This window comes from Serratia bockelmannii, from assembly GCF_051803255.1.
GTDB lineage: Bacteria > Pseudomonadota > Gammaproteobacteria > Enterobacterales > Enterobacteriaceae > Serratia > Serratia bockelmannii.
On record NZ_CP196512.1, the window covers coordinates 408487 to 427306 of the forward strand.

The 18820-nt window shown below is 60.6% G+C and carries 18 protein-coding genes; 16 read left to right on the forward strand and 2 right to left on the reverse strand.

Annotated features, from left to right (window positions below; genetic code table 11):
- The 15 genes from tsaE to ACSJLU_RS01955 all read left to right on the forward strand — a co-directional run bounded on the left by tsaE (nucleotide 1) and on the right by ACSJLU_RS01955 (nucleotide 17116).
- Nucleotides 1-471, forward strand: coding sequence for a tRNA (adenosine(37)-N6)-threonylcarbamoyltransferase complex ATPase subunit type 1 TsaE (gene tsaE / locus ACSJLU_RS01885; protein ID WP_025305017.1), 471 nt, complete (start codon nucleotides 1-3; stop codon nucleotides 469-471).
- A 7-nt stretch (nucleotides 472-478) separates the two neighbouring features.
- Nucleotides 479-2290 (forward strand): N-acetylmuramoyl-L-alanine amidase AmiB, encoded by a 1812-nt coding sequence (amiB, locus tag ACSJLU_RS01890; RefSeq protein ID WP_049294707.1) that lies wholly within the window; start codon nucleotides 479-481, stop codon nucleotides 2288-2290.
- Between the two features lie 22 nt (nucleotides 2291-2312).
- Complete coding sequence (gene mutL / locus ACSJLU_RS01895) at nucleotides 2313-4196, forward strand: DNA mismatch repair endonuclease MutL (RefSeq protein ID WP_197791152.1); 1884 nt, start codon at nucleotides 2313-2315, stop codon at nucleotides 4194-4196.
- Nucleotides 4189-5130, forward strand: coding sequence for a tRNA (adenosine(37)-N6)-dimethylallyltransferase MiaA (gene miaA, locus ACSJLU_RS01900; protein WP_025305020.1), 942 nt, complete (start codon nucleotides 4189-4191; stop codon nucleotides 5128-5130). Before mutL ends, miaA begins: the two co-directional genes overlap by 8 nt.
- A gap of 114 nt (nucleotides 5131-5244) precedes the next feature.
- Nucleotides 5245-5553 carry an RNA chaperone Hfq gene (gene hfq / locus ACSJLU_RS01905; RefSeq protein WP_004933678.1) on the forward strand — a complete coding sequence of 103 codons (309 nt, stop codon included), beginning with the start codon at nucleotides 5245-5247 and terminating at the stop codon, nucleotides 5551-5553.
- A 98-nt stretch (nucleotides 5554-5651) separates the two neighbouring features.
- Nucleotides 5652-6932: a ribosome rescue GTPase HflX gene (gene hflX / locus ACSJLU_RS01910; RefSeq protein WP_004933675.1), complete on the forward strand. Its 1281-nt coding sequence runs from the start codon at nucleotides 5652-5654 to the stop codon at nucleotides 6930-6932.
- Nucleotides 6933-7000: 68 nt separating this feature from the next.
- Nucleotides 7001-8251 (forward strand): FtsH protease activity modulator HflK, encoded by a 1251-nt coding sequence (hflK, locus tag ACSJLU_RS01915; protein WP_025305021.1) that lies wholly within the window; start codon nucleotides 7001-7003, stop codon nucleotides 8249-8251.
- Nucleotides 8252-8254: 3 nt separating this feature from the next.
- On the forward strand, nucleotides 8255-9259 hold the full coding sequence (gene hflC / locus ACSJLU_RS01920; RefSeq protein WP_004933669.1) for a protease modulator HflC: 1005 nt from the start codon (nucleotides 8255-8257) through the stop codon (nucleotides 9257-9259).
- A 63-nt stretch (nucleotides 9260-9322) separates the two neighbouring features.
- Nucleotides 9323-9523 (forward strand): DUF2065 domain-containing protein, encoded by a 201-nt coding sequence (locus tag ACSJLU_RS01925; RefSeq protein ID WP_004933666.1) that lies wholly within the window; start codon nucleotides 9323-9325, stop codon nucleotides 9521-9523.
- A 98-nt stretch (nucleotides 9524-9621) separates the two neighbouring features.
- On the forward strand, nucleotides 9622-10920 hold the full coding sequence (locus ACSJLU_RS01930; RefSeq protein ID WP_025305022.1) for an adenylosuccinate synthase: 1299 nt from the start codon (nucleotides 9622-9624) through the stop codon (nucleotides 10918-10920).
- Nucleotides 10921-11153: 233 nt separating this feature from the next.
- The gene (gene nsrR / locus ACSJLU_RS01935) at nucleotides 11154-11579 is read left to right on the forward strand and encodes a nitric oxide-sensing transcriptional repressor NsrR (RefSeq protein ID WP_025305023.1); all 426 of its coding nucleotides are present in this window, start codon (nucleotides 11154-11156) and stop codon (nucleotides 11577-11579) included.
- Between the two features lie 59 nt (nucleotides 11580-11638).
- Entirely contained in the window at nucleotides 11639-14113 is a 2475-nt protein-coding gene (gene rnr, locus ACSJLU_RS01940) for a ribonuclease R (protein ID WP_141997083.1), read from the forward strand.
- A 61-nt stretch (nucleotides 14114-14174) separates the two neighbouring features.
- Entirely contained in the window at nucleotides 14175-14906 is a 732-nt protein-coding gene (gene rlmB / locus ACSJLU_RS01945) for a 23S rRNA (guanosine(2251)-2'-O)-methyltransferase RlmB (protein WP_025305025.1), read from the forward strand.
- 116 nt (nucleotides 14907-15022) lie between these two features.
- Complete coding sequence (locus ACSJLU_RS01950; protein ID WP_049208603.1) at nucleotides 15023-16651, forward strand: isovaleryl-CoA dehydrogenase; 1629 nt, start codon at nucleotides 15023-15025, stop codon at nucleotides 16649-16651.
- A gap of 66 nt (nucleotides 16652-16717) precedes the next feature.
- The gene (locus ACSJLU_RS01955; protein WP_016929354.1) at nucleotides 16718-17116 is read left to right on the forward strand and encodes a DUF350 domain-containing protein; all 399 of its coding nucleotides are present in this window, start codon (nucleotides 16718-16720) and stop codon (nucleotides 17114-17116) included.
- Here ACSJLU_RS01955 and ACSJLU_RS01960 read toward each other — a convergent pair.
- Together ACSJLU_RS01960 and bsmA are read right to left on the reverse strand one after the other, a co-directional pair.
- Nucleotides 17113-17388, reverse strand: coding sequence for a DUF1471 domain-containing protein (locus ACSJLU_RS01960; RefSeq protein ID WP_025305027.1), 276 nt, complete (start codon nucleotides 17386-17388; stop codon nucleotides 17113-17115). The two genes, ACSJLU_RS01955 and ACSJLU_RS01960, sit on opposite strands and share 4 nt — an antisense overlap.
- 123 nt (nucleotides 17389-17511) lie before the next feature.
- A complete protein-coding gene (bsmA, locus tag ACSJLU_RS01965) occupies nucleotides 17512-17820 on the reverse strand; it encodes a biofilm peroxide resistance protein BsmA (protein WP_025305028.1) in 309 nt (102 codons plus the stop codon).
- A gap of 127 nt (nucleotides 17821-17947) precedes the next feature.
- Between bsmA and yjfP the strand changes: the two genes are divergently transcribed.
- Entirely contained in the window at nucleotides 17948-18700 is a 753-nt protein-coding gene (gene yjfP, locus ACSJLU_RS01970; protein WP_380827470.1) for an esterase, read from the forward strand.
- Nucleotides 18701-18820: the final 120 nt, after the last annotated feature.

Genomic DNA, 18820 nt, shown 5'->3' on the forward strand with positions numbered 1-18820 from the left:
ATGAAAGAACTCGTTTTACCTCTGCCGGACGAGGCAGCGACTGTCGCTTTGGGCACCACTTTGGCCAAGGCCTGCGATCGCGCCAGCGTCATCTATCTCTACGGCGACCTGGGCGCCGGTAAAACCACCTTCAGCCGTGGTTTCCTGCAGGCGTTGGGGCATCAGGGCAACGTCAAAAGCCCAACCTACACGCTGGTGGAACCCTATGCCTTGCAGCCGCTGGCGGTGTATCACTTCGATCTGTATCGCCTGGCCGATCCGGAAGAGCTTGAATTTATGGGCATTCGCGATTACTTCGCGCAAGACGCCATCTGCCTGGTCGAATGGCCGCAGCAGGGCACTGGCGTGCTGCCGGAGCCGGATCTGGCGCTGCACCTCAGCTATCAGGGCGAGGGGCGAGAGGCGAAGATCGAGGCGATTTCCGCATACGGCAGCCAGCTGTTAGACCGTATTCATGGATCACAGGGATGATGCTGCAATGACGCATGTGTTGAAAAAATTTGCGGTCATCATGCTGATCGCCGTGCTGGGGCCGCTCGGCGCGTTGAACGCGCTGGCGGCGTCCTCGCTGTCCGATATCAAAGTGTCCAACGCCCAACGCGAAGCGACGGTGTCGGTGAGCTTCAATGGTCCGCCGGACTACGCGTTTTTCCCGCTGCACGGACCGGAGCGCGTGGTGCTTGACGTCAACCAGAAAGGCAAGGTCGGCGGCCTGCCGCTCAATTTCAGCGGCCAAAACCTGGTGAAGAGCATTCGCTCCAGCGCGCCGAAAGACGCTCAGAGCGTGCGTTTGGTGTTTGATCTGACGCAGCGCGCCAAAACCCGCGTCGCCACCCGCCAGAACGGCGGCGTGCACACCGTAGTGTTCACTATCACGGCCGAAGGCAGTGCCAATACCGTAGTGCGTAAAGCGCCGGTTGCGGTCAATCCACCGCCGCGTCAGGCACCCGTCACGGTCAGCCAGCCACCGCGCCAGGCGCCGGTCGCGGTGCGTGAAGCGCCGGAGCCGCCGCTGCGCAAAGCGCCGACGGGATCGAATCCGTTTACCAATAAACAGACCGTGGTTGCAGGCACCGCCACCGAGGTGACGCCGCGCAGTAGCCGCGTTTCCGCCGGTTCCGGCGATCGGGTGGTGGTAGCGATCGACGCCGGCCACGGCGGCCAGGATCCGGGCGCCATTGGCCCGAGCGGGCTGAAAGAAAAGAATGTCACCATCGCCATCGCGCGCCGCCTGCAGGCGATGCTGGACGCCGATCCGCAGTTCAAACCGGTGCTGACGCGTAACGGCGACTATTTCATCTCGGTGATGGGGCGTTCCGACGTTGCGCGTAAACAGGGTGCCAACGTGCTGGTCTCCATCCACGCTGACGCCGCGCCGAACCGCAGCGCCAGCGGGGCTTCCGTCTGGGTGCTGTCCAATCGCCGCGCCAACAGCGAAATGGCCGGCTGGCTCGAACAGCATGAGAAGCAGTCTGAGTTGCTCGGCGGCGCCGGCGATTTGCTGGCCAACAGCCAGGCCGATCCTTATCTGAGCCAGGCGGTGCTGGACCTGCAGTTCGGCCACTCGCAACGCGTCGGGTACGATGTGGCGGTGAAGGTGCTGCAGCAGCTGCAGAGCGTCGGATCGTTGCATAAACGCCGGCCGGAACACGCCAGCCTGGGTGTATTGCGTTCGCCGGATATTCCCTCGCTGCTGGTGGAAACCGGATTTATCAGTAATAGCACGGAGGAGCGGCTGCTGGGCAGTAGCGCGTATCAGGAGAAGATTGCCAAGGCCATTCATAACGGCCTGCGCAGCTACTTCCTGGCGCATCCGCTGCAAGCCGACCCAAAGGTGGAAAACCGACCGCTGGACGTCGCAGCGGCGGTTAACACCTCAACACCAGACGTGCGCCAGCCTGAGCCTATCGTGAGCTCTGCTGGCGCGAGCCGCAGCGAAAGCGGCAAGACTCAGATCCACGTGGTGAAACGAGCGGAGACGCTGTCCGGCATCGCCGACAGCTACGGCACGACCATGGCGGCGCTGCGGGATCTGAACAAACTGAAAAAAGACGGCGTGTGGGTCGGGCAACGTCTGAAGGTGCCGGCGGGGAAAACCGCCGCCGTCACCGCCGTCGCCAAGGCGAAAACGCCGGCGAAGAAGCCGTCTAAACATAAAGTGGCCCGCGGGGACACGCTGTCCTCTATCGCCTCTCGTTATGGGGTCAGCGTCGGCGATCTGAAACGGGTCAATAATCTGAAGTCGGACGTCGCGCCGCTGGACCGGACGCTGACCATTCCGCAGGCCTAGCGCCACCGCTACAGGAGTCAGCATGCCTATCCAGGTGTTACCGCCACAGCTCGCCAACCAGATCGCCGCCGGAGAGGTGGTTGAACGCCCCGCGTCGGTCGTCAAAGAGCTGGTGGAAAACAGTCTGGACGCCGGTGCGACGCGCATCGATATCGATATCGAACGCGGCGGTGCCAAGCTGATCCGCATTCGCGATAACGGCTGCGGCATCGGCAAGGACGATTTGGCGCTGGCGCTGGCGCGGCACGCTACCAGTAAAATCAGCACGCTCGATGACCTGGAAGCGATCGTCAGCCTCGGTTTTCGCGGCGAAGCGCTGGCCAGTATCAGCTCGGTTTCCCGTTTGACCCTGACGTCGCGCACCGCCGAACAAAGCGAGGCGTGGCAAGCCTATGCCGAAGGGCGCGAGCAGGCGGTGACGGTCAAACCCGCCGCGCACCCGGTCGGCAGCACGCTGGAAGTGCTGGATTTGTTTTACAACACGCCGGCGCGCCGCAAGTTCATGCGTACCGAGAAAACCGAATTCGGCCATATCGATGAAGTGGTGCGGCGCATCGCGCTGGCGCGTTTCGATGTGGCGATCAACCTCAGCCACAACGGCAAACTGATCCGCCAATACCGGGCGGCGAAAGAAGAGAGCCAGCACGAACGCCGTTTGGGCAGCATCTGCGGCCCGGCGTTTTTACAGCATGCGCTGAACATCGACTGGCAACACGGCGATCTGAGTATCCGCGGCTGGGTGGCGGATCCGGCGGGGGCGCGCCAGCTGGGTGAGATGCAATACTGCTACGTCAATTGCCGCATGATGCGCGATCGCTTGATCAATCACGCGATTCGTCAGGCCTATCAGGATCAGCTAAAAGACGATCAGCAGCCCGCTTACGTGCTGTATCTGGAAGTCGACCCGCACCAGGTGGACGTCAACGTTCATCCCGCCAAGCACGAGGTGCGTTTCCATCAGGCGCGGCTGGTACACGATTTTATCTACCAGGCGGTGACCACCGTGCTGCAACAGGCCGGTCAGACACCGTCGCTGCCGCTGGCGGAAACGCCCGACGAAGCGCCCGCGCCGGTCTGGCAGCAGGAAAACCGCGTCGCCGCCGGCGGCAACCATTTTTCTCAGCCGGCGCCGCGTCGCGAAACGCCGTCATCGGCCGGCGCCGTCCGCGAGCGCGCGCCGCAGCCCGGTTGGCAAACGGCGGGCGGTTACCAGAAACGCGAAGGCGAGCTGTATGGCAAACTGATGCAGCCCGCCACCGAGCCACCGGCCGATGCGGCGCCGGAAGTTTCGAGCAAGCCGCCGCTGTTCCCGCCGGCGAAAGCCGCCGTGGAAACGCCGTTGGCGAGCGGACAACACAGCTTTGGCCGGGTGCTGATGATCCATCCGCCGTGCTACGCGCTGATTGAACAGCGCCAGCAGCCTGCGTTGCTCAATCTGACGGTGGCCGAACGCTGGCTGCGCCAGGCGCAGCTCAATCCGCCGACGGAAGGGCTGCGGCCGCAACCGCTGCTGATACCGATCAAGCTGACGTTGGATAAGAACGAAGCGGCGGCCATTGCACGGCATCAGGCGCTGCTGACGATGATGGGGCTGGATCTGCAGACGGATCACGGCCGTGTGACGCTGCGTGCAGTGCCTTTACCATTACGCCAACAAAATTTACAAAAACTGATACCCGAACTGTTAGGCTATCTGGCCGAACATCAGGAGATGTCGCCCGCGGTGCTGGCCACCTGGCTCGCTCGCCGTCTTGGCAGCGAACATGAACAGTGGAACACCTCGCAAGCGATACAATTGCTGACCGACGTTGAACGACTTTGCCCGCAGCTGGTCAAATCGCCACCGAGCGGACTTTTACAACCCGTTGATTTACAGGCCGCACTGGCGGCCCTCAAGCATGACTAACACTGAAATGACACCACGTCCCCCGGCTATTTTCATCATGGGGCCGACCGCCTCAGGCAAGACCGCGCTGGCGATCGCGCTGCGCGAACGCCTGCCGGTGGAACTGATCAGCGTCGATTCCGCGCTGATTTACCGCGGCATGGATATCGGCACCGCCAAGCCGAGCGCCGAAGAATTGGCGCAGGCGCCGCATCGGCTGATCGATATTCGCGATCCCGCCGAAGCTTACTCGGCCGCGGAGTTCCGCGCCGACGCGCTGAAGGAGATGGCCGATATCACCGCCGCCGGGCGCATTCCGCTGCTGGTCGGCGGCACCATGTTGTATTTCAAGGCGTTGCTGGAAGGATTGTCGCCGCTGCCCTCCGCCGATCCCGCGGTGCGCGAGCGCATCGAACGCCAAGCGGCGGAGCAGGGCTGGGAGGCGCTGCACCGTCAGTTGCAGGCGATCGATCCGGTCGCGGCAGTGAGAATTCATCCGAATGATCCGCAGAGACTGTCCAGAGCACTGGAAGTTTTTTTTATTTCGGGTAAAACTTTAACGGAACTGACTCAAATTTCGGGTGAATCGTTACCGTATCAAGTTCACCAATTTGCGATAGCGCCGACCAGCCGTGAGTTGATCCATCAACGCATCGAGCTGCGGTACCATCAAATGTTGGCGGCGGGTTTTGAGACGGAAGCGCGTGCACTTTTCGCACGGGGTGATTTGCATACGGACTTGCCCTCCATTCGCTGTGTCGGTTACCGCCAGATGTGGTCATACTTGTCTGGTGAAATTAGTTACGATGAGATGGTTTATCGTGGTATTTGCGCAACACGTCAGTTGGCTAAACGTCAGATGACCTGGTTACGGGGTTGGGAGTCGGTCCATTGGTTGGACAGTGAAAAGCCGGGAGAGGCTTTGGACTCGGTGACACAGGTTGTTAGTGCATAGGTTGGGTGATTGTGTACAATTGCTGAGTATTCAGCGCGCAAATTTTTTACGTCGTTTATTTTAGAGCCGACAGGTTCTTAGTTACAAACAACAAGCAAATAAGGAAAAGATAGAATGGCTAAGGGGCAATCTTTGCAAGATCCGTTCCTGAACGCATTGCGTCGTGAACGTGTTCCGGTTTCTATTTATTTGGTGAATGGTATTAAGCTGCAAGGCCAGATTGAGTCTTTTGACCAGTTTGTCATCCTGTTGAAGAACACGGTTAGCCAGATGGTGTACAAGCACGCTATCTCTACCGTCGTCCCGTCACGCCCGGTTTCGCATCACAGCAACAACCCGAGCGGCGGTTCAAGCAACTATCACCATGGCAACAATCCGTCTGCGCAGCAACAGCCGCAGCAGGAAAGCGATGACGCTGAATAAAGCGCGTTGCAAGTCAACCATGACGGGGAGCATAAGCAGCCGCGGGCTGTTTATGTCCCCCAAACTCACGGTGAGTGTCCGTTTGAGAGGTTGCACGCTTGTTTGACCGTTATGAAGCCGGTGAGCAGGCCGTACTGGTTCATATCTATTTCTCGCAAGACAAAGATACGGAAGACCTCAACGAGTTCGAATCGTTGGTTTCCTCAGCCGGTGTCGAAGCTTTGCAAGTGGTGACTGGTAGCCGCAAAGCCCCGCATCCGAAGTACTTTGTCGGCGAAGGAAAGGCCGAAGAAATTGCAGATGCGGTGAAAGCCAGCGGCGCGTCTGTTGTCCTGTTTGATCATTCCCTTTCCCCGGCGCAGGAAAGAAACCTCGAGCGCCTGTGCGAATGCCGGGTGATCGATCGCACCGGGCTGATTTTAGACATCTTCGCCCAGCGTGCCCGCACCCATGAAGGTAAGCTGCAGGTGGAGCTGGCGCAGTTGCGTCACATCGCCACGCGTCTGGTACGCGGTTGGACGCACCTGGAGCGGCAAAAAGGGGGGATTGGCCTGCGCGGGCCGGGGGAAACCCAGCTTGAGACCGACCGTCGCCTGTTGCGCGATCGTATCAGCTTGATTCTGCGCCGCCTCGAGCGGGTAGAAAAGCAGCGTGAACAAGGCCGACGCGCGCGGACCCGTGCCGATGTGCCGACCGTATCGCTGGTGGGCTACACCAACGCCGGCAAATCCACCCTGTTTAACCGAATAACGTCTGCCGAGGTGTATGCGGCGGACCAGCTATTTGCCACCCTGGATCCTACGTTGCGGCGCATTGACGTGCCGGACGTGGGGGATACCGTGTTGGCGGATACCGTAGGCTTTATCCGGCACCTGCCGCACGATCTGGTGGCCGCCTTCAAGGCGACGCTGCAGGAAACGCGCCAGGCGTCTTTGCTACTGCACGTCATCGATGCCGCAGATCCGCGCGTTGATGAGAACATCGAAGCGGTGAACACCGTGCTGGCGGAGATAGACTCGGATGAAATTCCTACACTGTTAGTGATGAACAAAATAGATATGCTGGACGATTTTGTGCCGCGTATCGACCGCAACGACGAAAACCTGCCGATCCGGGTGTGGCTGTCCGCCGCCAGCGGAGAGGGTATTCCGTTGCTGTATCAGGCGTTGACGGAGCGCTTATCGGGGGAGATCGCGCATTACGAATTGCGCTTACCGCCACGGGCAGGCCGTCTTCGCAGCCGTTTTTACCAGCTTCAGGCGATTGAAAAAGAGTGGAACGAAGAGGACGGCAGCATTGGCGTGGTGGTGCGAATGCCGATCGTCGAATGGCGTCGTCTCTGCAAGCAAGAACAGGACCTGATTGACTTTATCGTATGATCATATCCTGTTACATTTATGCTTCGCGAAAGCCTGAAGTACCCAATCACAGAATATGGAGCTAAAACATGGCGTGGAATCAGCCCGGTAATAACGGACAGGACCGCGACCCGTGGGGGAGCAGCAATAATAATGGCGGCAACTCTGGCGGTAACAACAAAGGCGGTCGTGATCAAGGGCCACCTGATTTGGACGATATCTTCCGCAAACTGAGCAAGAAATTGAGCGGTTTCGGCGGGGGCAAAGGCTCCAACAGCAATAGCGGCGGTACCGGCACCTCTGGTCCGGGCTTCAGCGGCCGCATTATCGGTATCGCGGCGGTTGCCGTGGTGGTGATCTGGGCCGCCAGCGGCTTCTACACCATCAAGGAAGCCGAACGCGGCGTTGTGACGCGTTTCGGTAAGTTCAGCCACCTGGTGCAGCCGGGCCTGAACTGGAAGCCGACCTTCATCGATGACGTGCGTCCGGTGAACGTGGAGTCCGTGCGCGAGCTGGCGGCGTCCGGCGTGATGCTGACCTCCGATGAAAACGTGGTGCGCGTGGAAATGAACGTGCAGTACCGCGTGACCAACCCGGAAGCGTACCTGTTCAGCGTCGTCAATGCCGACGACAGCCTGAGCCAGGCGACCGACAGCGCCCTGCGCGGCGTGATCGGCAAATACTCGATGGACCGCATCCTGACCGAAGGCCGTACAGTGGTGCGTAACGATACGCAGCGCATGTTGGAAGAGACTATTCGTCCTTACAACATGGGTATCACGTTGCTGGACGTCAACTTCCAGGCGGCGCGTCCACCGGAAGAGGTGAAGGCGTCGTTCGACGATGCGATCGCTGCGCGTGAGAACGAGCAGCAATACATCCGTGAAGCGGAAGCTTACGCCAACGAAGTTCAGCCGCGTGCGAACGGCCAGGCGCAGCGTCTGCTGGAAGACTCCAAGGCTTATAAAGACCGTACCGTCCTGGAAGCTCAGGGTGAGGTGGCGCGCTTTGCCAAGCTGTTGCCGGAATACAAGTCCGCACCGCAGATTACTCGCGAGCGTCTGTATATCGAAACCATGGAAAAAGTGCTGGGCCATACCCGTAAGGTGTTGGTGAGCGACAAAGGCAACAACCTGATGGTGCTGCCGCTGGATCAGATGCTGCGCGGTCAAGGCGCGGCAACGGAGAGCGGCAACAAGGATACCAGCCTGATTCGCCTCAATCCGAATCCTGCGCCGGCTGCCAACAGCAGCGCTCCGCGTACCAGCGGCGGTTCGATTATGGATCAGCGCCGGGCGAATGCGCAGCGTGACGACACCACTCGCGTAGGGAGAGAGTAATCAATGCGTAAGTCTTTTGTAGTTATTGTCCTCGCGGTGCTGGTGGTGCTGTACGCTTCGCTGTTCGTGGTGCAGGAAGGCCAGCGCGGCATCGTGCTGCGCTTCGGCAAGGTTCTGCGCGACGGCGAAAACAAGCCGCTGGTGTATGCGCCGGGTCTGCACCTCAAGATCCCGTTCATTGAGACCGTGAAGAACCTGGATGCGCGTATTCAGACCATGGACAACCAGGCCGATCGCTTCGTGACCAGCGAGAAGAAAGACCTGATCGTCGATTCCTATCTGAAGTGGCGCATCAGCGACTTCAGCCGCTACTATCTGGCGACCGGCGGCGGCGACGTCTCCCAGGCCGAAGTGCTGCTGAAACGCAAGTTCAGCGACCGTCTGCGTTCCGAAATCGGCCGTCTGGACGTGAAAGACATCGTGACCGACTCGCGCGGCAAGCTGATGTCTGACGTGCGTGACGCGCTGAACACCGGCACCGTGGGTGACGGCGAAGAAGTGGCGACCACCGAAGCCGATGACGCTATCGCCTCTGCGGCGGCGCGCGTTGAACGGGAAACCACCGGCAAACAGCCGCAGGTTAACCCGAACAGCATGGCGGCGTTGGGCATCGAGGTGATCGACGTACGTATCAAGCAGATCAACCTGCCGGCCGAAGTGTCCGACGCCATCTACCAGCGTATGCGCGCCGAGCGTGAAGCGGTAGCCCGTCGTCTGCGCTCGCAGGGCCAGGAAGAAGCTGAGAAACTGCGCGCCAGCGCGGACTACGAAGTGACCCGTACCTTGGCGGAAGCCGAGCGTCAGGCGCGTATCACCCGCGGTGAAGGCGATGCCGAAGCGGCTAAACTGTTCGCCAACGCGTTCAGCCAGGATCCGGACTTCTATGCCTTTATCCGCAGCCTGCGTGCCTATGAAGCCAGCTTCAAGGACAACCAGGACGTGCTGGTACTGAGCCCGGACAGCGATTTCTTCCGCTACATGAAGTCGCCTGATACCCTGCGCAAATAAGCGCGGCAGGCAATCTGACCGAGGGCCCGTTTACGCGGGCCCTTTCTCGTTTTTGGGGGATGCATGAACTCAACGATTTGGCTGGCGCTCGGGCTGGTCCTGGTGCTGGAAGGGTTAGGGCCGATGCTGTTTCCGCAGGCCTGGCGCAAAATGATTGTGGCGATGTCGCAGCTGCCGGACGCGACGCTGCGGCGATTTGGTGGTGGAATAGTGGTTGCGGGCTGCGTGATCTACTACATGTTGAGCGGCCGCACGGGTCTTTAAAGTCTAGCCCAAAATTTATGCAATCGTATGCTAAAAGTGCTGAAAATCGAAAATTACGGTGGTAGAATCCATTTTTAAGCAATCGGTGATTTTGAAAAATGGGTAAGAACGTCGTCGTACTGGGCACCCAATGGGGTGACGAAGGTAAAGGCAAGGTTGTAGACCTGCTGACTGAACGGGCTCAATATGTTGTGCGCTACCAAGGTGGCCATAACGCTGGCCACACTCTGGTAATCAACGGTGAAAAAACCGTCCTTCATTTAATTCCTTCAGGTATTCTGCGTGAAAACGTCACCAGCATCATCGGCAACGGTGTTGTTCTGGCGCCGGACGCGTTGATGAAAGAAATGGGTGAACTCGAAGCGCGTGGCATCCCGGTACGCGAACGTCTGTTACTCTCTGAAGCTTGCCCGCTGATCCTGCCTTACCACGTTGCGTTGGACAACGCGCGTGAGAAAGCGCGCGGCGCGAAAGCGATCGGCACCACCGGTCGCGGCATTGGCCCGGCTTACGAAGATAAAGTGGCTCGTCGCGGCCTGCGCGTCAGCGACCTGTTCAATAAAGAAACCTTCGCCGTTAAGCTGAAAGAGATCGTCGATTACCACAACTTCCAGCTGGTCAACTACTACAAAGTTGAAGCCGTCGATTATCAGGCGACGCTGGACTACGTACTGTCTATCGCCGACATCCTGACCGCCATGGTGGTTGACGTTTCCGAACTGCTGGACGGCGCACGCAAGCGTGGCGACCTGATCATGTTCGAAGGCGCTCAGGGCACCCTGCTGGATATCGACCACGGTACTTATCCGTACGTGACCTCTTCCAACACCACCGCCGGCGGCGTGGCTACCGGTTCCGGCATTGGCCCGCGTTATGTGGACTACGTGCTGGGCATCGTGAAAGCCTACTCCACTCGCGTGGGTGCCGGCCCGTTCCCAACCGAACTGTTCGATGAAACCGGCGAGTACCTGTGCAAGCAGGGTAACGAGTTCGGCGCCACCACCGGCCGTCGTCGTCGTACCGGCTGGTTGGACGCGGTAGCGGTGCGTCGCGCGGTGCAGATCAACTCCCTGTCCGGCTTCTGCCTGACCAAACTGGACGTCCTGGACGGCCTGAAAGAAGTGAAGATCTGCGTGGGCTACCGCATGCCGGACGGCCGCGAAGTGGACACCACTCCGCTGGCGGCTGAAGGTTGGGAAGGCATCGAGCCTATCTACGAAATCATGCCGGGCTGGAGCGAAACGACCTTTGGCGTGAAAGAGCACAGCAAGCTGCCTCAGGCTGCGCTGAACTACATCAAGCGCATCGAAGAAGTGACCGGCGTACCGGTAGACATCATCTCTACTGGCCCGGACCGCAGCGAAACCATGATCCTGCGCGACCCGTTCGACGCATAATCAGGCTTTGCGGCATTAAACAAACCGGGCGCGTCCCGGTTTGTTTTTATCCTGACTCCCTCCGATTGCGGTTTCACGTCAAAAAATCCTTTCATAAACTCGCCTTAGGGCGCGGGATCCGCTAAATAATTAGCGACGAACTCTCCGGCTGGTTTATTATCCAATGAGTAATCTTTTGAATAGCGCCGAAAAGCGGCGTATCAGACGGGTAAAGTGATACCCAGAGGTAAGATGTGCAGTTAACAAGTTTTACTGATTATGGCCTGCGGGCGTTGATCTACATGGCCTCGTTGCCGCAGGACAAGATGACCAACATCTCGGAAGTGACTGAGGTTTATGGCGTGTCCCGCAACCATATGGTGAAGATCATCAATCAGTTGAGCCGGGTCGGTTTTGTCACGGCGGTGCGCGGTAAGCATGGCGGCATTCGTTTGGGTAAACCGGCCGAGAGCATTCGCCTCGGTGACGTCGTGCGGGCGCTGGAGCCGCTTGCGCTGGTTAACTGCAGCAGTGATTTTTGCCACATCACCCCTGCCTGCCGATTGAAGCAGGTGCTCCAACAGGGCGTACAGAATTTCCTTGAAGAGCTGGATAAGCATACGTTGGCCGACATGGTCGAAGACAATCCGCCGCTCTACAAGCTATTGCTTGTCGAATAAAACGACGTTGAGAAGACAAGGCTCAACGTCATCCTGCTGATGACAACGGAGGAACCGCAATGTCACAAGATCCATTCCTGGAACGAGAAGCAGAAAAATACGAATCCCCTATCCCCAGCCGTGAATATATCCTGGCCCATTTGGCGAAACGAGAAACGCCGGCCAGTCGCGAAGAACTGGGCAACGAATTGGGCCTCAGCGGTGAAGAGCAGCTGGAAGCGCTGCGTCGCCGCCTGCGCGCCATGGAGCGCGATGGCCAGTTAGTGTTTACCCGCCGCCAGTGCTATGCGCTGCCGGAGCGTTTGGATCTGCTGCGCGGCACGGTGATCGGCCACCGCGACGGCTACGGCTTCCTGCGCGTTGAAGGCAGCAAAGACGATCTGTACCTGTCTGCCGAACAGATGAAAATGGCGATCCACGGTGATGTGGTGCTGGCGCAGGCGCTGGGTGCGGACCGTAAAGGGCGCCGCGAAGCGCGCATCGTGCGCGTGCTGGTGCCGAAAACCAGCCAGATTGTCGGCCGCTTCTTCATGGACGCCGGTACCGGCTTCGTGGTGCCGGACGACAGCCGTCTGAGCTTCGATATTCTGATCCCAGCCGACAGCGTCAGCGGCGCGCGCATGGGCTTTATGGTGGTGGTGGAGCTGACTCAGCGCCCGACCCGCCGTACTAAGGCGGTCGGCAAGATCGTCGAGATCCTCGGCGACAAAATGGGCACCAGCATGGCGGTGGACATCGCGCTGCGCACCCATGAGATCCCGCATACCTGGCCGCCGCAGGTGGAAAAGCAGGTGGCCGATCTCAGCGAGCAGGTGCCGGAAGCGGCCAAGAAGGGCCGCGTCGATCTGCGCAAACTGCCGTTGGTCACCATCGACGGTGAAGATGCGCGCGACTTCGACGACGCCGTGTACTGCGAGAAAAAACGCGGCGGCGGCTGGCGCCTGTGGGTCGCGATCGCCGACGTCAGCTACTATGTGCGTCCACGCACCGCGCTGGATGACGAAGCGCGCAGCCGTGGCAACTCGGTCTACTTCCCGTCGCAGGTGATCCCGATGCTGCCGGAAGTGCTGTCCAACGGACTGTGCTCCCTGAACCCACAGGTCGATCGCCTGTGCATGGTATGCGAGATGACCATCTCTGCCCAGGGGCGCCTGTCCACGGCCAAATTCTACGAGGCGGTGATGAGCTCGCACGCCCGCCTGACCTATAACAAGGTGTGGCACATTCTGCAGGGCGATCAGGAGCTGCGCGAGCATTACCACCCGCTGGTCAAGCACCTGGAAGAGCTGCACACGATGTATAAGGTGCTGGATAAGGCGCGCGCCGAGCGCGGCGGCATCGCGTTTGAAACCGAAGAAGCCAAATTCATCTTCAACGCCGAACGCCGCATCGAGCGCGTGGAGCCGACGGTGCGCAACGACGCCCACAAGCTGATCGAAGAGTGCATGATCATGGCCAACGTGGCGGCCGCGCGCTTCGTCGAGAAACGCAACGAGCCGGCGCTGTACCGCGTGCACGATCGTCCGAGTGATGACCACATCTCCGCGCTGCGCAGCGTGCTGAGCGAGCTGGGGCTGACGCTGGGCGGCGGCAACAAGCCGCAGCCGAAGGACTATGCGGTGCTGATGGATGAAGTGTCCGAGCGCCCTGACCACGAAATGCTGCAAACCATGTTGCTGCGCTCGATGAAGCAGGCGATTTACGATCCGGAAAACCGCGGCCACTTCGGCCTGGCGCTGGCGTCTTACGGCCACTTCACCTCGCCTATCCGTCGTTATCCGGATCTGGCGCTGCACCGCGCGATCAAATATCAGCTGGCCAAAGAACACGGCGAGCCGAAAGAGCGCTGGACGCCGACCGGCGGCTGGCACAGCGAATTCGAAGAGATGCTGCAGCTGGGCGAACACTGTTCGATGACTGAGCGCCGCGCGGACGAAGCGACGCGCAACGTCGCCGACTGGCTGAAGTGCGACTTCATGCAGGATCACGTCGGTGAAGTGTTCAGCGGCATCATCTCCAGCGTGACCGGCTTCGGCTTCTTCGTACGCCTGAACGATCTGTTTATCGACGGGCTGGTGCACGTATCAACGCTGGATAATGATTACTATCGCTACGATAATATCGGCCAGCGCCTGATCGGCGAATCTTCTGGCACGGTCTATCGCCTGGGAGATACGGTGGAGATCCGCGTGGATGCGGTGCATATGGACGAGCGCAAGATCGACTTCGCGCTGGTATCCAGCACCCGCAAAGCGCGCGGTGAAGGCAAAACCGAGCGCGATCGCGCCAAGAAGGGCGGCCAGCGCACGCTGCGCGACAACGGTAGCGCGGGGCGCGGCAAGCGCCGCGGCGGCAAACCGCCGGCCAACTTCGAACCGGACAGCGCCTTCCGCAAGCAGGATGACACCAAGCCTGCGGACAACGTGAAGAAGGCGAAAAAGAAAGCCAAGAAAGCGTCCGACAAAACGCGGAAAATCGCGGCGGCGACCAAAGCCAAACGCGCAGCCAAGAAGAAAGGTGCCGAGCAGGCTTAACCTGCCGCACATCGTTATCATCGGCCGGTTATCGCCGGCCGCACGAATTTAAAAGAGCATCATGAGCGAAATTATTTACGGCATCCACGCCGTCAAAGCCCTGTTAGAGCGCGATCCGCAACGCTTCCTGGAAGTGTTTATCCTGAAAGGCCGCGAAGATCGCCGTCTGCAACCGCTGATCGCCGAGCTGGAAGCGACCGGCATCGTGATCCAGGTGGCGAACCGCCAATGGCTGGATGACAAGGTTGAAGGCGCGGTGCACCAGGGGATCATCGCCCGGGTGCGCGAAGGGCGTCAGTATCAGGAGAACGATCTGCCGGGCCTGCTGGAAAGCGTGGCGACCCCGTTCCTGCTGGTGCTGGACGGCGTGACCGACCCGCACAATCTCGGTGCCTGCCTGCGCAGCGCCGACGCAGCCGGCGTGCACGCGGTGATCGTGCCGCGCGACCGTTCCGCCCAGCTGAACGCCACCGCCAAGAAAGTGGCCTGTGGTGCCGCCGAAAACGTGCCGTTGATCCGCGTGACCAACCTGGCACGTACGCTGCGTCTGCTGCAAGAGATGAATGTCTGGGTGGTGGGCACCGCCGGCGAAGCCGACCATACGCTGTATCAGAGCAAAATGACCGGCCCGATGGCGCTGGTGATGGGCGCGGAAGGCGAAGGCATGCGTCGCCTGACTCGCGAACACTGCGACGAGCTGATCAGCATCCCGATGGCCGGCACCGTCTCTTCGCTGAACGTGTCGGTCGCCACCGGCATCTGCCTGTTCGAAGCGGTGCGTCAGCGCGGCTGATTCTTCTGACGGGGGCCCCGTGCCCCCGTTAATTCCCCCTCTTGTGATCCCGCCTGCGGCAGAAATCTCTGCGCCGACCATACTTATCCCTGACGCTTTTTTCAGGGAGCACTCTCATGGTCTGGACTACGCACACCGTTTTTAACCAACCCAAGCCGCTGGGCAACAGCAACCTGTTTCTCTCCGATACGCCGCTGCGCGAAGCGTTGCAGCGTGAACAAGGCGGTTGGGACGCCGAGGTATTGGCCTCGCTGGGCCAGCAGCTCGGTACCCAGGAGTCGCTGGAGCTGGGGCGGCTGGCTAACGCCAACCCGCCGGAACTGTTGCGCTACGACGCCACTGGCCAGCGGCTGGACGACGTTCGCTTTCACCCCGCCTGGCATATTCTGATGCAGGGCCTGATCGCCAATCGGGTGCACAACCTGCCCTGGCAGGAGGATGCGCGCATCGGTTCCTTCGTGGCGCGCGCCGCGCGCTTTATGCTGCATGCGCAGGTCGAGGCCGGCACGCTGTGCCCGGTGACCATGACCTTCGGCGCCACGCCGCTGTTGCTGCAGGCTTTACCGGCCGAGTTTCGCTCCTGGCTGACGCCGCTGCTGTCGGACCGTTATGACGCTCACCTGCTGCCGGGCGGGCAAAAGCGCGGCCTGCTGATCGGCATGGGCATGACGGAGAAACAGGGCGGCTCCGATGTCTTGAGCAATACCACCACCGCCACGCCGCTCGGCGCGCGCGGGCCGGGCGAAGCCTACCGGCTGGTGGGGCACAAGTGGTTCTTCTCGGTGCCGCAGAGCGATGCGCACCTGGTGCTGGCGCAGGCCGAAGGCGGGCTGTCCTGCTTCTTCCTGCCGCGCATTTTGCCGGACGGCAGCCGCAACGCCATTCGCCTTGAGCGGTTGAAAGACAAGCTGGGCAACCGCTCCAACGCCAGCAGCGAGGTGGAGTTTCAGGATGCCACGGCCTGGCTGCTGGGCGATGAGGGCGACGGCGTGCGGCATATCCTGAAGATGGGCGGCCTGACCCGTTTCGACTGTTCGTTGGGCAGCCACGGCCTGATGCGCCGCGGGCTGTCGGTGGCGCTGTACCATGCGCTGCAGCGGCAGGCGTTCGGCAAGCTGTTGATAGAACAACCGCTGATGCGCCAGGTCTTGGCGCGCATGGCGCTGCGGCTGGAAGGGCATACCGCGTTGCTGTTCCGGCTGGCTCGCGCCTGGGAAAGCCGCAGCAATGAAGGCGAACTGATCTACAGCCGTCTGCTGACGCCGGCGGCCAAATACAGCATTTGCCGCCAGGGCATGCCGTTCATCGCCGAGGCGATGGAGGTGCTGGGCGGCATCGGTTACTGCGAGGAGAGTGAACTGCCGCGCCTGTACCGTGAAATGCCGGTGAACAGCATCTGGGAGGGCTCTGGCAACATCATGTGTCTGGACGTGTTGCGCAGCCTGCACAAACTGCCGGGCGCGCTCGAGATGTTGCAGTTCGAGCTGCAGCCGGTGCGCGGCCAGAATCGGTTGTTCGATCGCGCCTGGCGGCAGTGGCAGCAGCGTGCCCGGCAACCGCGTGAAGAGATGGGGCGGCTGCTGACCCAGCAGCTGTTCGACCTGTGCTGCGCCGCGCAGCTGCTGCAGCACGCCAGCCCGCAGATCGCCGACGCCTGGTGTCATATGACGCTGGATCACCGTGGCGAGAGCCTGCTGTCGGCCGAAGTGTGCGAACTGCTGCTGAGTCGCGCCATCGGCGGTTAGGGAAAAGGGTGGCGCCCGGCGGCGAAAACCTTTTTAATTCAGCCTCACTCTGACAGGAAAATGCACATGGATATTCTCAGCGCGTTGGCGGCGTTTGCCTCTTACTTCTTCAGCGGCTTCGCCATGATTTTGGTGTTTCTGTTCGTCTATACCCGTATCACCCCGCACGATGAATGGGCGCTGATCAAGGCTGATAATCAATCCGCCGCCTTTGCTTTCATCGGCGCCTGCCTGGGGTATGTGATCCCGCTGGCCAGCGCGGCGATCAACTCGATTAGCCTGCTGGATTACCTGCTGTGGGGCGTGGTGGCGCTGGTGGTGCAACTGCTGCTGTTCGCCGCCGTGAAGATCTACATGCCGCGCATCAGCGAAAAGATCGAAGCGAATCACCTGGCCGCCGGGATTTTCCTGGGGGGCGTCTCCGTTAGCGGCGGCGTGTTGAATGCGGCTTGCATGAGCTATTAAAGGTATAAGATGGCGGAGGCGCGCCAGCCAAGCGGGTGCGCCTGTTCTTCCATCCGCAGGATGCGGTAATAGCTGGCGCCGTGTTGGTCGGCGGTGCGGGCAATGGCCAGTTCCGCTTCCTGCGGCGAACCGGGCAGATCGTTGAAAGTGATCTCGGCGATTTCACTGAGCGGCGTCACGCGATCGGCGGGCGCCAGCTCGGCGGACTGTGCGCCGGTGCTGAGCAATCCCATGGAAAGCAAGAGGGAGGTGAGTGCGGTGGAGCGTTTCATGGCGTTCCCCTTCGTCAGATCCTGAATCGACACCCGCAACATGCGGCATGCTGTCCCTCAGTGTGCAACACCCTTCTTCAGCCAGTGCAAAGCCAGTGTAAATCTGCTTAAAAAATCCCCGCCTTAACGATACAGGATCGCCTGGGAATACCATTGGCCCGGCACGACGGTTTCGCTGTTCATGATGATCACGTAATAACGGGCGCCGGCGGCGGTGGCCTTGCGTTGGATCTCCGCTTCCACGTCCATCGGACTGCCGCGCACCACGGCGGTGATGGTGCCCATTTTCGCCAGTGCGGCGGTCTGCGCGCGGACGATCTCCTGCGCCTGTGCGGTGGGGGGCGGTGGCGGTTTCGGCGTGGTGGTCATGATGCCGCAGGCGGAAAGCTGTGCGGCCAGCGTCAGGGCGATGAGTGTGCGGACTAGCGTCATGGTGACCTCGAAAGAGCCGGTGCGATGGCTTCAGTGTAACGCAATATAAGCTGTAACAGATTGAGCTAACGCTGCTTCGCGCAAGTTTGTCATGATTAAGGCCAACAGGTGGAGTGAGGATGAACGGATGATCGAAATTCATGACGAGCGAGTGGGCGATATCGCGGTGATCCATGCGGTGCCGGCGGGGCAGTATCATCGGCCGCTGCCGACGGTGTTCTTCTGTCATGGTTATACCTCGTCGAAAGAGGTGTACGCCTACTTCGCCTATGCGCTGGCGCGTGCCGGTTTTCGGGCGGTGTTGCCGGATGCCGATCGGCACGGCGAGCGATTCGACGGCGATGAGGCGCAGCGCCTGGCGTCATTCTGGGAGATCCTGCGCAGCAATATCGACGAACTGCCGCAGATCAAGGCGCATTTCGAGCGGCTTGGCCTGATCGTCGACGGCCGCATTGGCGTCGCCGGCGCCTCAATGGGCGGCATGACCGCGCTGGGCGCCTTCGCGCGCTTTCCGTGGGTCCGGGTGGCCGCCAGCCTGATGGGCTCAGGCTATTACCGTGCGCTGGCGCAAACGCTGTATCCGCCGTTGGGCGAAGAGGGCGAGGCACTCTCGCCGGCGGCGTTTGCGGCGCGCACCGCCGTGTTGGCGGAGTATGAGCTGGAAGGGCGTTTGGAGACGATCGCCGGGCGGCCGCTGCTGCTGTGGCACGGCGAGACGGACGACGTGGTGCCGGCGGCGGACAGCCTGCGTTTGGCGGCTGAACTGCGGCAGCAAGGCGCAGATGGCCGCTTGACGTCGCTCGTCGAGCCGGGCGTGAAGCACCGCATCACGCCGCTGGCGCTGTCCGCTACCACCGATTTCTTCCTCCGCGAGCTGTAATACGCATCCGGGCGCGATGCGTGGAATTGCGCCGCTCTCTGCGGGCTGTTTCGGTCATTGTTTGACGCATGGCGGAGGAGAATGTCAGCGTGAATTCTTTCAGGGCAGCAAGGAGCGGAG